General features: G+C 54.7%; 13 protein-coding genes. 8 read left to right on the top strand and 5 right to left on the bottom strand.

Annotated features, from left to right (window positions below):
* Nucleotides 1–175: 175 nt before the first annotated feature.
* The 5 genes from arsQ (at nt 176) to AC07VU_RS26250 (ending at nt 5503) form a co-directional block, all read left to right on the top strand.
* Complete coding sequence (arsQ, locus tag AC07VU_RS26270) at nt 176–1381, top strand: arsinothricin export permease ArsQ (protein ID WP_150050051.1); 1206 nt, start codon at nt 176–178, stop codon at nt 1379–1381.
* 84 nt (nt 1382–1465) lie between these two features.
* On the top strand, nt 1466–2740 hold the full coding sequence (gene arsL, locus AC07VU_RS26265; RefSeq protein WP_053260463.1) for an arsinothricin biosynthesis radical SAM protein ArsL: 1275 nt from the start codon (nt 1466–1468) through the stop codon (nt 2738–2740).
* Nucleotides 2741–2750: 10 nt separating this feature from the next.
* Complete coding sequence (locus AC07VU_RS26260) at nt 2751–3653, top strand: DUF8838 domain-containing protein (protein WP_495030767.1); 903 nt, start codon at nt 2751–2753, stop codon at nt 3651–3653.
* Nucleotides 3654–3669: 16 nt separating this feature from the next.
* Nucleotides 3670–4725, top strand: a complete 1056-nt coding sequence (gene arsM / locus AC07VU_RS26255) for an arsinothricin biosynthesis methyltransferase ArsM (protein WP_495030766.1) — start codon at nt 3670–3672, stop codon at nt 4723–4725.
* Nucleotides 4726–4792: 67 nt separating this feature from the next.
* Nucleotides 4793–5503 carry an aquaporin gene (locus tag AC07VU_RS26250; protein WP_495030765.1) on the top strand — a complete coding sequence of 237 codons (711 nt, stop codon included), beginning with the start codon at nt 4793–4795 and terminating at the stop codon, nt 5501–5503.
* A gap of 60 nt (nt 5504–5563) precedes the next feature.
* On the opposite strand, the gene AC07VU_RS26245 is transcribed toward AC07VU_RS26250, so the two are convergent.
* The 3 genes from AC07VU_RS26245 to AC07VU_RS26235 all read right to left on the bottom strand — a co-directional run bounded on the left by AC07VU_RS26245 (nt 5564) and on the right by AC07VU_RS26235 (nt 7593).
* Nucleotides 5564–6115: an arsinothricin resistance N-acetyltransferase ArsN1 family B gene (locus tag AC07VU_RS26245; RefSeq protein ID WP_495030764.1), complete on the bottom strand. Its 552-nt coding sequence runs from the start codon at nt 6113–6115 to the stop codon at nt 5564–5566.
* A 477-nt stretch (nt 6116–6592) separates the two neighbouring features.
* Nucleotides 6593–7246, bottom strand: coding sequence for a peroxiredoxin (locus tag AC07VU_RS26240; RefSeq protein WP_007923518.1), 654 nt, complete (start codon nt 7244–7246; stop codon nt 6593–6595).
* A 173-nt stretch (nt 7247–7419) separates the two neighbouring features.
* Nucleotides 7420–7593, bottom strand: a complete 174-nt coding sequence (locus AC07VU_RS26235) for a hypothetical protein (protein WP_495030763.1) — start codon at nt 7591–7593, stop codon at nt 7420–7422.
* Between the two features lie 480 nt (nt 7594–8073).
* Here AC07VU_RS26235 and AC07VU_RS26230 point away from each other — a divergent pair, with 480 nt between their 5' ends.
* Nucleotides 8074–8985 (top strand): hypothetical protein, encoded by a 912-nt coding sequence (locus tag AC07VU_RS26230; RefSeq protein ID WP_495030762.1) that lies wholly within the window; start codon nt 8074–8076, stop codon nt 8983–8985.
* 154 nt (nt 8986–9139) lie between these two features.
* On the opposite strand, the gene AC07VU_RS26225 is transcribed toward AC07VU_RS26230, so the two are convergent.
* Nucleotides 9140–9511 (bottom strand): hypothetical protein, encoded by a 372-nt coding sequence (locus tag AC07VU_RS26225; protein ID WP_495030761.1) that lies wholly within the window; start codon nt 9509–9511, stop codon nt 9140–9142.
* Between the two features lie 98 nt (nt 9512–9609).
* A complete protein-coding gene (locus AC07VU_RS26220) occupies nt 9610–11556 on the bottom strand; it encodes a tetratricopeptide repeat protein (protein ID WP_495030760.1) in 1947 nt (648 codons plus the stop codon).
* 574 nt (nt 11557–12130) lie between these two features.
* Here AC07VU_RS26220 and AC07VU_RS26215 point away from each other — a divergent pair.
* Nucleotides 12131–12412 (top strand): hypothetical protein, encoded by a 282-nt coding sequence (locus tag AC07VU_RS26215; RefSeq protein WP_123412413.1) that lies wholly within the window; start codon nt 12131–12133, stop codon nt 12410–12412.
* Between the two features lie 234 nt (nt 12413–12646).
* On the top strand, nt 12647–13048 hold the full coding sequence (locus tag AC07VU_RS26210) for a type II toxin-antitoxin system HicB family antitoxin (RefSeq protein WP_495030759.1): 402 nt from the start codon (nt 12647–12649) through the stop codon (nt 13046–13048).
* Nucleotides 13049–13099: the final 51 nt, after the last annotated feature.

Here is a 13099-nt window from a genome sequence, read left to right as displayed (position 1 = left end):
CTCAGGCAGATAGCACCTTAGCAGGCAGGGCGACAATCATTTTGGATATAAGCATGTCACAAAATTGTTTCTTGATTTTAGTTGCGGGTCGCAACGTATTTTGCCACTGTAGGTTCCCGGAAAGGCCATGAGGCCGCTCAGTTACATGCTCCGGTAACCGCTAGGGGGTGCAGGGATGTTGACGCAAGCGCTCAGGATTAAAACGGGGCCCTGGTTACGAAGCCTATGGAATAGCGCTTCCATTCCTCTGCCGGTCGCCATGCTGCTGGGTGCGATTTTGCTCCCCTTGCTCGGAGGCGCAAGCAGTAGCAGCGTCTTTGAAACGCTCAGCAAAGGCTTCGGCAATAACCTTGGCTATTTCGCCATGGTCATTCTGAGTGCGTTCTTCATTTCAGGCTGGATAGCGGCGCGAGGCAGCGCCTCGTTTGGCAAATTTGGCGTATCGCTTTCACCATTGCTTGGCGCCGGGATGGTTTGTCCCGACACGGCCTACGCCTCCCTGGCCCCGATTGCCGGAAACCACAAGAAGTACATTGCGATCGGGTGCTATTCGGGATTCAAGCTGCTGATGCCTGCCGGCCCGCTGATCATCGGCATCGGATTAGGGGCGAACACCCATGACCCGAGATTCCTCTACCAGGGACTGCTGCTCACAGTCATCACTTGGATAGCCGGGGCGGCCTGGACCTATTGGACGACCCGGACGGACTTGCCAACGACCAATCATGCAACTGACGCTGCTACGCCTCAGGACTCGGTTGCCAAAGTGATCATGCCTCTGGCGGTATTCTTCATACTCCTGATCACGGGATATGTGATTGCGAAGAACCAGCATCCGGTGGTCGAGTTCTGCACGACACCTGCCGGTGCACTGATTGTCACCTCGCTGCTGATTGCGTTGAACAGCAAGCCTGGCGAGGTTCAGGATCTTCTGTCCAAGGCCATGCGCAGGACCAGCTCGCTGCTATTCACCATCGGCTGTGCATCTGCATTGGGTCTGGCACTGGGCAAGGTGCTTCCAAAGGAACTGCTTGAACACACGCTCACCCCTTCAGGCAGCACCACGCATATTCTCGTAGGCGTGTTCGTGTTGGCTGCCATTTTCAAAACGTTGAATGGCTCCTCGCTTGCAACTTTTGCTGCAATTCCACCTGTTCTTACTCCCCTCTTGGCATCCAGTGGAGTGGACTTGATGAGCATTACCTTTGCAGTTTGCCTCGGGTCCTTCATCGCCATTCTCCCCAACGACAGTTACTACTGGTTGGTGAAGTCAGACGCCTTTCCTGAATACCCCACGGGAAGATACATGCGTCTGATTACAGCGGGTTCAGCCCTGCAAGCATTGGCGGGCCTCGCCGTCCTGTTGCTGGTATCGCCTTAACTTCGAATCCAACTTCGAATTCTTGCAACACCCACAGTGGCTCTCGCCACCGAATCGTCGCGCCTGAACTCAAGGAGAAAGAGAATGAAATACTTGGTCGCCAGTACATTTGAAGGGGGATATCAGCCGCTTAATGCGATATCTGCAACCACTGCTCTACTTGATGCAGATATTGATGCGCAGTTGATCGATATCTATGTAGAGGGCCTCTGCGTTGAGCGGTTCGGCGGCGCCGATCTCGTCTTCATCTGCGTGCCGCTTTTTGACTCGCTGACAGCCGGCACCCAGTTGGCGAAGACGCTGAAAGAAGCACATCCAGACCAGAAGATCTGCTTCTTCGGGCAGTACGCGACCATCAATGCAAAGAGCCTGGCTGCCAAGTACGGTGATTACGCGATCGCGGGTGAGTGGGAAAAACCCATCGTCAGCCTGGCAAAGCACCTGAATGGCGAGCAAGAGCAAGACTTGCGTGGAGTCATCGATCGGCCCCGTGGCCTTTCCAGTGAGATCGTCGTACCCCAGTTGATTCGCGATGGATTCCGCCTGCCGAGGCGAGACCTGGCACCTCCCCTTCACAAATATCCGCAGCCCCAGTTGGAAAAGCTGCTGGGTAGAAAGGCCATCGTGGGTGGGGTCGAGGGCTCCCGCGGCTGCCACCACAAGTGCTCTTACTGCTCGGTGTATGCAGCCTATGACGGCAAGGTCCTGCTGGTCTCTGATGATCTTGTTGAGCGGGATGTAGCCAACCTCGTCGCACAAGGAATGACTCACCTGACATTCACCGATGCTGACTTCTTCAATGCCAAGACGCACGGTCTGAAAATCATCCGCAAGCTGCATTCGCTGTTTCCCGAACTGACGTACGACTTCACCACTCGGGTGGACCACATCCTGGAGAACAAGGAAGCGATCAAGGAAATGGGCCAGCTAGGACTGGCCTTCATCACCACCGCCCTGGAGTTCCCCAAGCAGGAGGTCCTCGATCAGGTCTTCAAGGAGATGGATGTGCCGATGATCGAGGAGGCTTTGGCGTTCTTGAAAGAGGCTGGGGTCAAGGTCAACCCGACCTTCATCACGTTCAACCCTTGGGTAAGCCTCGAAGACATGGCCGAACTCCATGACTTCATCGCCCGGAACGAGTTGGAGAACATCGTCGACCCGATCCAGTTCGAGACCCGGCTGCACCTGTACAAAGGCTCACCACTGCTCGACAACGCCTCGGTCAAGGAGCTGAAGCTGGAAGAGCACGAGTTTCACTTCGACTGGCAGCATTCGGATTCTCGCCTGGACAAGCTCTTCATGGACTCGGTCACGCCGCCGGAAGAAGGTGTGTTCAAACGCTGCTGCCTGAAGTGCTAAGGAGATAACCATGTCTTCACTTTCCCTGCTACAAGCGGCCCTCAGACTGGCCAATCAGACAGAGGGGTTCCAGGCGCCAGCGCACATTGCCTGGCGGACTCACACGGAGTCCATGAAGAGCATCCTGGCGGACGACAAAAACACCCTCTTCATCTGCCCTGAAAGTCGTCGTCACGAGTTCACGGCGCAGTATGGCCAAGCTCAGGGTCGTGCCTTCAGCCCAAGCGTAAATAGCACTCAGGGCAGGCCAAGCGGAACCGACGACCCATCTTCCACGTTCTCGACCATCTACTGGGAAGGGTTCAATGCTGAACCCGCTTTCAGCCACTACGCACAGTCGATCTATGAACGTCTGGAGCGACAGGGTCGCCTGGTATTTCCCGCCATTCTGGCGGATGAGGAAGCCGACGCTGTCCGTCCTTTTGTCGTCGAGGGCCTGGAGTGTCGGACGGCGATAACCGAGCCCCTTGTTGCCGAGAAACTCTGCGAAGCCGGCTTCCATGGCATCACCTACGCCTTGGCGTCTGAAGTGCCCGTCTGTATTCAGGACGGTATCGAATACCGTCTGTTTACTATCAGTGCCTACAAGGGCAAAGCCGGTGTATGTCTCGACCAGGGGCATGCTGTTATCTACAAAGGTCCCTGGAAGCATACGGTCGACGACGATGGCCATACCTACCATCGTGGTGTGCGTACCGCAGTGTGCGAGAAGACCTTCAATCTGCTGATGAGCCAGCCCTATCAGGGACAGTTCATTCCAGTGCGTTGCTACGTTGAGCCGCCGTTGGAAAAGAGTGGTTTCTTTGACTGCAACACACCCTCCATCCGGGACCCCAAAGTCACCAAGGGGCTTCTTCCTATCGCTGGTTCTGCCGAGGAATCGTGCTGTGCCGACGGTAGTTCGTGCTGCTAAACGGGAGATATGAATAATGGCTTCTGCACTTGAAAACGAAATCATCGCGGACTACACCGAGGCGCTTCGTCAGGGCAACGTCGTACTCGAATCGCAGCTCAACGAGAGCTGTTGCAGCGAGGCTTACGGCGCCCAGTACCTGAAGAACATTCCAAAGCGGATCACCGAGGCCAACTTCGGATGCGGCAACCCGACCCAGTATGTGCGCGAAGGCGATGTGGTCCTGGACCTGGGGTCGGGAGCCGGCCTCAATTGCTACGTTGCAGCGCAGATCGCGGGCAGCAAGGGCGCCGTTATCGGTATAGATATCAATCCGAGTATGTTGCAGATTGCCCGCGGCGAGGCGGCTGCCTTTCAAGAGGCCACCGGCAGTGCTCCGTTGCGGTTCCACAGGGCATCGGCCAGCAATCTGAAGATTGACCAGGATCTTGCCGAAGAGCGCCTGCGCACCGAGCCCTGCACTGACTGGGCATCGTGGAAAAACTTCGAACAGTTCGTCAGCGACAGCGCCCAGACCCATCCACTGGTGGAGGACCAGTCTATCGACCTGGTGATCTCGAACTGTGTGATCAACCTGGTCGGAGAAACTGAAAAGCAGAACGTCTTCGCAGAGATCTACCGGGTCCTGAAACCGGGTGGACGCTTTGCAATTTCCGACAATGTTTCGAACGTCGCCATACCTGACGAGCTGAAGCAGGACACCAAGCTGTGGTCAGCCTGCTATTCGGGTGTGCTACAGGAACAGGCGTTTTACCAGCAGCTTCAAGATGCCGGTTTGACGGGGATAAATATCGAAGCGAGGAACGACGCGTCGACCAAGCGGATCGGCTCCGTTCAGTTCTACTCCGTCACGGTCACTGGCACCAAGCCACAGGTTCGCAAGGGTCATCCTTTGACCGTGATCTACCGCGGGCCTGCTCGCGAACTCACCGGTGATAGCGGCAAAACCTATAAGCGTGGAGTGCCCACCGAACTGGCTTGCGAGGATGCCTACCTTTCTTCGCAGAGCTCGGTGTTTGTCGTGGAAGGCAATCAGCCCGAGCAGATCAGACCCAAGTCCTGCTGCTCGTAACGCTGTCTGCGGCTACTGCTAGCTGTAGCCGCTTCCCTCAATCGCTTACCTTCTCAGAGCCTTCCAGATGAGTACTTCACGGAAAATTTTGGCTGAAACGCTCGGTGCCGCCATTCTGCTCTGCACCGTTGTAGGGTCCGGAATCATGGCGCAACGCCTGGCTAACGGTAACGATGCGCTCGCGCTCCTTGCCAATGCTTTGGCAACGGGGGCCAGCTTGTACGTACTGATCGTTTGCTTCGCCACCTTTTCGGGAGCGCACTTCAATCCCGTGGTGTCGGTTGTCGACTACCTGCGCGGAGGGCTGAGCGCCAAGCTTCTAGGCCCCTATATCGCGGCACAGACGGTGGGGGCGATCCTGGGGGTCTTCGCTGCACACCTGATGTTCGAACTGCCGGTGGTGGAGTTCTCCCAGCATGTCCGCACCGGGCCTTCGCAATGGTTCAGCGAGTACCTGGCAACCTCTGGATTGCTCCTCACCATCCTACTGTGCGACAAGTACCACAAGGCGAAGGTGCCACAGGCGGTGGCCGCCTACGTGGTGGCCGCTTACTGGTTCACCTCCTCCACAAGCTTTGCGAACCCTGCGGTAACCCTTGCCCGATCGTTCACCGATACGTTCTCAGGGATTCGCCTATCGGACGCGGCGCCTTTCATCATTTCGCAGTTCTTCGGTGGTCTTACGGCGCTCTTTCTGGCGAGATTTCTCACTGGAAACACTACTGCCCTGGAGACCTCCCAACCTGTGCTTGACGACCAGAAACTACCAAGCCGATAAGGCTTTTCACTGTGGCCTGTCAGCCCGCGCTCCCCGCTCGCGGGCTGACTTCATCCAGGCCTACAGCTCTACGTATCCTCTCGCCTCGCTGAACGCGACGATTTCTCTCGGCGGCGTCACTGTATTCAGCGACTTGCGCCAGTAACCGACACTATGCCATTGCCCATGCTTGAAGCCCACTTCGGGATAGGTGCCGATATGGGTGAAGCCCAGGGCTTCATGGAGCCCAACGCTAGCAGCGTTGGGCTGGGCAATGCCGGCGTAAGCGGCATGGAAGCCTTGTCGCTCGAGGATCGGCAGGAGCCGCTGGTAGAGTGCGCGGCCGATGCCACGACGGTGTGCCGCGGGGTCGATATAGACCGTGACATCCACCGACCAGCGATAAGCCTCCCTGGCGCGATGCTGACTGGCATAGGCATAACCAACGACCGCGCCGTCCAACTCCGCTACCAGATAGGGATAGGTCGCCAGTGTCGCCTCGATCCGGCTCGCCATCTCCTCGATCGTTGGCGGGATGAGCTCGAACGAGATGACCGTATCCGACACCATAGGTGCATAGATCGCCTGAATGGCCGGAGCATCGGCCGGCGTTGCTATCCTGATCTTGCCCATCCTGTTTTCTCCTTGCCGTTACTCGCCATGTACCGCGTGAACAGGCGGATCTTATCGGTTTCAGGTCCGATGCAGAGCATGGGGATGGACAATCCAAAACGACTTGCTTTGCACGGACCCAGGACGACGGCGTTATAGAGATCAGCAGTCGCCAGGACTCAGCCGAGCTTACTGCACCGGCCAAAAATTCATCAGCAATAAACGCTGGGCATAGTTCAGGCCAATACGCCGGTAGCGTTCATCGAGCATCAGCGTCAACAGATTCAGCTGCGTCCAGGGTTCGACCCGCGCTCAGCGGTATCGATAGGCAACACGGACCGTTCGAGGCGGGGATGGGCAGTGGCTGCCCATCCTGGCTAAAAGCCCCCCATGGAGCTGCCTGACGGTGACGGCGGCGCCGAGCCGACTGAACCCTGACATCCGGCGCAGCGTCGTTTCCGCAGGCCTGCTCCGTGAGCAAGCCCTTGTCGGGCGTCGTTACTTCGGTTGCTCCACGGTACGCAGATAGGGTTTCAACGTCTTGAAGCCTTGCGGGTATTTCTTCCGGGCGTCCTCGTCGGATACCGAGGTAGGAATGATCACGTCCTCGCCCGGGCGCCAGTTCACCGGGGTGGCGACGGTGTGCTTGGCATTCAGTTGCAGGGCATCGAGCAGGCGCAGCACCTCATCGAAATTGCGCCCGGCGCTCATCGGGTACACCAGCATGGCCTTGACCTTCTTGTCCGGGCCGATGATGAACACCGAACGCACGGTGGCGTTGTCCACGGCAGTGCGCGCGCCACCACTGGCATTGGGGTGGATCATGTCGTAGAGCTTGGCCACCACCAGGTTTTCGTCACCGATCATCGGGTAGTTGACCGCATGCCCCTGGGTTTCCTGGATGTCGCCGACCCAGGCCTTATGGTCGCTGACCGGGTCGATGCTGAGCCCGACAATCCGGGTATTACGTTTGTCGAACTCCGGCTTGAGCCTGGCCATATAACCGAGCTCGGTGGTGCACACCGGGGTGAAGTCCTTCGGGTGGGAGAACAGGATTGCCCACTTATCGCCGATCCACTCGTGGAAATGCAGCGGACCTTCGGTCGTGTCGGCAGTGAAATCGGGTGCTTCGTCGCCAATGCGGATTGCCATGGTTGGTCTCCTTGCAGTGACTGGGAGGGGTAGTTGTCAGGGAACTGACGGCTGTTGCGGCGGCGTTCGGGTACGGCGCGCGAATCAGTATAGGAGACGTGCCAGGGCAAGGTGGGCGTAGACAAAAAAGCCCGGCAGTGTTGCGCTGCCGGGCTTTGGTCTCAGGTTCGCCTTCAGAATCGAGAGTTGGCGCTCAGCTGGGTCGGCAGGTCGAGGCCCGCGGCGATGTTGCCGAACGCCATGGCGAAGCTCGGGTTGCTGGCCTGTTCCAGATGCAGATAGACGCCCTGCAACACCCTCAAGGGGCCTGGGGGGTAGGTTTTGAAGACGCCTTGCACGTGCGGCATGGGTGGGCTCGTCAAACGAAGATGGGGCTCAAAAATAGCGTGTGTCACAGCCGTGCCGGCTTAAGCCTTCGAGGCGCCAAGGCCGCCTCTGAACGAACCGACCTCGACGCTGTGCCCGGAGAGGGATAGTGAGATGATGGTCGAGCTGGTGGGCAGCGGCGTGAGCATGCAGTGCGCGACCGCCGGAGGCGTTTTTTTGGGGCGCCGAAGAGTTCGAGGGCAAAGGCATTTCATGTGCAGATTGTGCGTTTGATTAACACGCCAAGCCGGCACGGGAGCAAGACCACAAAATGGTCCATATGCGGCAATGATGACAACCGGCGGCAAACGGCCAAAAGGAGCCCGTCAGTTGTATCGGTGAAGTCAGGGCAAATTAACGCTCCGCTAGATACTTTGCGTACTTATGTAATGAGTGAACGCGTCGATACCGTATGGGACAGCTGTAAAAGGCTACTACTCCCACGTCACAGATGTGAGCTTATGAAAACAGTTATTTCCTCTCTTGAGTCCACTGCTGAAAGTCTTTTGAAGCTCACCGGTGCTGCACTCAAATTCTGTATCGCCTTGGGCAGTGCCTGCGTGATCATCTATGCACTACGGGTTGGCCATTTCCCCCAGGGTCTAACGCTGGGGGACGGGCTACTGTTCCTACTGGCCGCGAGTTGTTTTGGTGTTGTGTACGCTATGTTCGTCGGTTGCCTGGTGTCGCTCGGCATTTGCTTGTCGGTTGTGACGCGACCTATTTTCAACTTCGTATTTAAGCGTATACAAAGGAAAATTAATCCGAAAAAAGAAATAGCGTATGAAATGGCGCCATTTCATTGGGGGGCAATTCCTTTCGCTCTGGTGGCTATAGTGCTTATCTGGGCATTTGGACAACGTGACATCATGGCCTACTGGAATTTGCCCTTGATCTCGATAGCGCTCTACATCTTCTATTCGATAGCGAAGTCAGCAGGAGCCCAGTACCGTCGTCATGAGTGGTTGCTCAACTCTGTTATCGTAACTCCTGAGAGGGATGAACTTCAGAGCTCTGGGGCAGCCGGAAAACAGAAAAGTGCATACTTGGTAAGCATCACCATCGTCATGCTGCTGCCATTGGTGTTGGGTGGTGTTTCAGGTCTACTCATGGATGGAGCAATGCGTATGGCTCAGGTTCGCATTGAACATGCCGCCGTGTACGTAAAAGCACCTTATAACGCTTTAATGCCAGATGCGCTGGTAGCCAAAGAAATTAAGGCCCCAGAAGGCTACAAGGCTTATGCCGGGGTAACCGTGCAATTCAAGGGTTTTGGCAATACGACCGTTATTGCTTTCAAGGATGACGGACGTCAACGTCAGTTGGATGTTCCAAATGATCAAATTATTGTGGAGAAGAAGACGAGTGAATGAATCGCGCCTAGTTTTGTAGGCGCTGAGCAATTGATCTTGGCTGAAAGCCTTCGTAAGTTAGCGGAAGCTATCGGGCAAAAGCGGGCAATCAGCCGAGGTTCGCCTTCGGCTGTGACCATTATCCTATTCGGCATGAGCGCATTGCAAATTATCCCTAAGTCAAAAAATTTATAGTTTCTTGTATTTCAAACGAGAGCTTTTCATTTTTCTCATCATCCTCCCGCCATTCATTAATGAGCGAGTTGAGCAATCTAATGGTGAGGATTTTATACTCTGGGAAGTGACGGAGCTCATATATGAACGCTCGCTGACTAACTAATTTAAACTGGCCGTCGCCATCTGCTCCATTGCTAATATTTCGTAGCAAGAGGTGATATCTTTCATATCGTTGGTTTTTCAGTTCATCTCTTCTCAAAGATACGTATCTATAAGAAGAAAATGCAAGTGCAGCTAGAGAAATAACGAGCGCAAGCACCGTCGCTATAGACCCTACTTCATTTATATGCTTGACCAACCATTCACTCATATAGACTCCTCAGAGATATTCAAGTGATAGAAATTAAAAATCCAGAAATAGAACTAAACGGAAAGCAATTAAACAATCAACCATAAGCTTTTTTTCAATCACATCAGGATAAAAGGAAGTTCGCGACGTAACACTGCTACTAATTCGTGGCCTGGAAACTTATTTGCTGCAATCTTCCAAACTCGACTCGCCTGCTCCCGCTCCCCAGCATTCCAGTAAACTCCCCCCATATTGAACCAGGCCAGTTCATAATCAGGATTCAATGCAATGGCTTTCATATATGCACAGATTGACTCGCGGACATTTTGTAATTTTTCGTAAGCAACTGCGACTTGAAACCAACTCATGTCGTCCTGCTGAATTTCTTCAGCTTGTGATAGAAGAATCGGTAAGCTTTCTTTAGGTCGGTTCAGAAAGTTTAGCGCAGTACCGAGGCAGTAACCATAATGTCCACCCGCAAGATCGTATGCGACACGATAGCAGCGCTCAGCTTCCTCCCAATCATCTTCCTCCTGAGCCCAATGCCCCAGACGATCCCATAGATAGGCGACGGGCTCGCCACTTACATGACAGATAGAAGTCTCGAACTCGCGCTTGAATAAGATATAGTTCATATCTGCATCGGGGTCTTCCGATTGTAAATATAACCTAGTCATCAACCGTTCTCGTACGCCGCTGGAACAGTTTGGTTTCGCAATTAGATATCTATCCCAAAATGGTATGCTGAGCTTTGCGTTTTCAAGTGAGCAGCGACCAAAGCTCGCAACTTGTTGACTACACCATGGCCAAATCCAAGATTCATTTCCCGCATCACTCAGTAGCGTGTTGATCTCGCGAAACGCAGCCCTTCCATCACTGAGATTAAAGAGCGCATTTATACGCCAACCTGAAACCGAAGATCGTTTACCCAATGCATTCTCGGCGAAAACGACGTTATCAAAATGTTCAAGAGCCTCTTTATTCTCACCTTTTCGCAGACAGTAGAGTCCTAAGGCGTAGTGCGCCTCTGGAAGCTGAGGATTGTGACGTAGTGCTTCGCGATAAAATCCAGCTGCTTTCTCCTCGTCGCCTAATCTTTCGTAGCTGGTGCCGAGGTTCTTATAGCATTCCGCGAATAGTGGGGTGCCATCATTGGCAACCATATGGCAAAGAGCGGCTTCATATTGGTTCGCAGCCTCGTCTTCGCGCCCTAGTGCCGATAGCGCATTACCTATTGAGTAGTGAAGACTTCCAACATCAATACGACCTTCGTTAATTTTTGAGGTGAGATAGGAAATTCCATCCGTCAGACGTGCGGAATTTTTATTCCGTTTCGCCATACCAAGATTAATCTCCGCCATATAGCAGAAGATAATTGCGTCATGATTCACAGGCAGGACGGACAGGAACCTATCAAACGCAGCACTTATTATTTCGTCTTCACCACTATCATACAAATTAGAAAGAATTCTTGACGCCTGAGTTTCATCATCTGGCACATACAGATCCGGACGGGATCTTTTTAGAATTCCTGGTAGATCTTCAGGGCGAGCAATTGTTTGTGTGATTCTCACATCGCGCAGTGACAACGCACCGGCTTTCGCCAAAGCCGCGAAGGATTTCAGATGCATCTCAGTAAGAACTTCTGAAAACTTTACAGTAATAGTTTGTTGCTGCGTCCAATTTTGCCCGCTATGTTCGTACCTTCTCATCACCGTGTCGGCGGAACAAAAACGTAGAGTGGCGGTTGGGACGTGGTAGCAAACGAATAAGGAGTGGGGTTGCATCAGCAGATAGTTTAGATTGGATCTTCTTATCTCTACACTGATCGACCCATCCGAGTTCACGTTTCCTTCCGTACCTTTCAGTTGAACGTGGATTCTAACGTTGGTCGCACTTTCGTGATCAATTACCTCAATCTGACAGTCGGTTCCATAATCCTTTCGATCCTGCGCCTGCAGGACAAAGTCTTCTGAAATTGATAGAAAATTCTGAAAAGCAGCTTCGGCTTTACTTTCCGTGACATGGTTTTTATGACGCGTGGGTAGATTATTGAAGTGATCCATCTTCTAGCTTCCAGGTACTGCACACTGACTTATGGTGTGTCTGAGAGAATAGTAGCAGGCCTCTTAAAGCCTGTATTCCTAGCTCCTCTGTAGGTTGGTCGAACGTCTGCTTTGGCCGAAAACGGTCTTTCACATATATCTCCAAAACCAAGACCGGTTCAGTTTCTGTCACTTCGCGCAGAAGGCCTTCAAGTTCTGGATGGCTAGCCCCCACGTAACCGGTTAGTGAAGCCAGTGCAACTACGTCCCACCACCATCGCTGCCAACGCTCCGACACAACCACTCAAACATCCCCTCCAATGCACGGTTGCGCCGCTCAAGCGCGGCCCCTATAGTTCGCGCTCGCGGCAAAATCCGCGAACGACCTTGGCCGGTCGAGCATAGGAACGCATCAGCGTCCAAACACCATTGCAGGCGCTTTTTTTGTGCCTGCGATTTTGTGTCATGGCGGCTGTGCGTGGGACACCTTCGGGTGTGCCGGTGTCCTATGCCCGGTCGGCCAACCCGCGTACAGCCGCCACCCTAATTCGCTTGGCCGCGAAAGGTGGCTGCTCTATTCATAGGAGCTGCACCGATGATTGACCATCAAACTTCCCGCTTCACCCCCGTCGATACCCACGACGCCGACGCTCCCGTTTTCTACCTCGATAGCAGTGCGCCCTTGAGCGATCTGGCGGCTTGTGCAGCCCATCGTTTCACCGTGGTGCGCGACCTGATGGACAGCCTGTCCACGCTTAACCTGAAAGACATTTCCGACTGCGATCTGGCGCGGGTGACCCGAGGGGTGCATTTGCTGACCCGGGAAGGGTGTGCGGTGTTGGAGGTGATTCAGTGGCGCACGGCGCAGGAGGCCTGAGCGCTATTGAGCCAGGGAGGCTGTTTGTAGCCGCTGCCGAAGGCTGCGATCGGCTGCGTAGCAGACGCACATTCTGCCTCCCGGATTTATCTGTTGCACCGCGTCGCCCGGTTTGGCGGGCGCTTCGTCGGAATGCCGCCCAACCCGATCGCAGCCTCATTCTTCGGCAGCGGCTACAGGGAGCGTCAACCCCAAGCCGCCGACTCAGCCTTCGCACCTTATGAGGAGATCCCCGTGCACTATCCCATCTGCATCGAGTGGGGCGACGAGCACACGGCTACCGGCATCCAGATTCCCGACATTCCTGGCGCGGTAACCGCCGGCGATACCTTCGAGACCGCGTATAGCGCCGCCATCGAAATCGCCCACGTCATGCTCGAAGAACTGGCCCGTGAGGGGCAAGCCATCCCCCTGCCCTCGCCCACCGGCACACACCGCGCCAACCCCGACTTCGAGGGGATGGGCTGGGGCATGCTGGATATCGATATCACGCCTTACCTGGGCAAAACCGAAAAGGTCAATGTGACCCTGCCGGGTTACGTGATTCAACGCATCGACCGCTTTGTACGGGAGCACAACATCAAGAGCCGTTCATCTTTCCTGGCGGATGCCGCGATGGAAAAGCTGGGGCGTTAAACACCGAAAAGCTCCCTACACAACTCCATCAAGGCCGGCCGGCAGGCCGCC

It is taken from the genome of Pseudomonas sp. GW821-FHT02B10, from assembly GCF_059421865.1.
This window is presented reverse-complemented; position numbering and strand designations above follow the sequence as displayed.